The 1,457-nt window shown below is 37.6% G+C and carries 1 protein-coding gene; it reads right to left on the bottom strand.

The genetic code is table 11. The features are described 5' to 3' along the window. Positions 1 to 305: 305 nt before the first annotated feature. Entirely contained in the window at positions 306 to 1,367 is a 1,062-nt protein-coding gene (locus LZG71_RS30315; RefSeq protein ID WP_233827028.1) for an IS110 family transposase, read from the bottom strand. Positions 1,368 to 1,457 lie beyond the last annotated feature (90 nt).

Genomic DNA, 1,457 nt, shown 5'->3' with positions numbered 1-1,457 from the left:
GTCTTCTATGTTGAAAAACAAGTCCAGGATTAAATTTTAGGCTTATTTGTTAGATTTTGACAATAAGTTATTAATCTCCCGTTGAAATGTGTTAACCTGAAAGGTTATCTCATTTTAACGGGACCCCTTAAATTCTATAAACCACACTTCTCTTAGTGAACATCTTCTTGTGAAGAGTCACAGTCTTGTTGTTATGTTATACAAATACGGGACGCAAACTCAAAATAGTGAACAGCCTACATGATAGCGTCACAGACACCCTCAAGCGTTGACCCGCATAATGGTTTAATAGACTATGTCTGATTTCAGGCCATATTCACTTGATATGGCTTTTTATTTTTAAGTACAAATCTGACCCGGTTGAGTAGCTTTCGTGCGACTTTAATGATTGCTTTATTGCTATCCATTTTTCTGACAGCTGATTTGTATGTTAGAAGCAAAGATGAATCATATCTGATAGACATCCACGAAACCTCGACAAGGATATATTTCAGATACACATTCCCTCTCTTGGTATTACGTCCCACCCGCTTTGTTTCGCCACTATCATGGCAGTTAGGAATCAAACCAAAATATGCAGACAACTCATTTAGACCTGCGAAGCGATTAATATCCCCGATCTCTGTCAACAGGATCATTGAAGTCAAAGTACCAATTCCGGGAATACTCTTTAGTAGTTCAGCATTCGCTTTATATCTTGCTTGCTCTGATAATTCTTTAATTTGTTTCCGTAATAAAATTGTCTGGCTAGAGAGCATCCGGTATTCATCCAAAAGTATCTGAAGACTTAAATTACCATAGCCGCCGGGATTAAGCTTTTCTAGCCAATTAATAAATTCCTTTGTCCAATTCTTCCCCCGAAACTCATCAGGGATACACAAGCCGAAGAACATCAAAAAAAACTTTATCCGGTTCTTCACACGGGTGGTATCCCGGATAATTTTGTCATAAGTTCTCAGTAGTGACCTGTCCTGTTGCTGCAATATCTCTGGTACAAATACAGACTTGAAATCTCCATTTTTTAAACCTCTGGCAAGTTTTCGGCTATCAATACGATCACTTTTTTGACGTTTTTCCTTATCTGTTGTAGGTACATCTGCAGGGTGGATAACCATGCAGTTGATTCCCTCAGAAGTTAATTCTCTTTGCGCGTTGAAACCTGCAAATCCTGCTTCGTAGACACATTTGAAATTTGCACCCGGATAATTTCTATGTAAAAACAAAGAAAGCTTTTTACTGTCTGGCTCTTGGGTAAAGTTTCGTAACTCCATCTCATCGGACATAACCGTTACTTTCCAACTTTTCAAATGAGAATCAATTCCTACATAAATGGATTCTCCGTCAAAATTCCTTAAATTAGTTTCCATGAGCTTCGGGTTTTAGTTATCACTTCTGTCAACTTAAAGTTACTGTGAAACTTAATCCGAAGCTTTACTTTTCAAACATACAAACTCAAA

Source organism: Dyadobacter sp. CY312 (genome assembly GCF_021390535.1).
In the GTDB taxonomy this organism is placed as follows: Bacteria; Bacteroidota; Bacteroidia; order Cytophagales; family Spirosomataceae; genus Dyadobacter.
The sequence above is the reverse complement of the archived record's forward strand: the minus strand, read 5'-3'. Positions and strand labels throughout refer to the sequence as shown.

Coding starts and splice junctions, on each gene's coding strand:
- LZG71_RS30315 (WP_233827028.1), bottom strand. CDS start 1,367: ATGGAAACTAATTTAAGGAATTTTGACGGAGAATCCATTTATGTAGGA.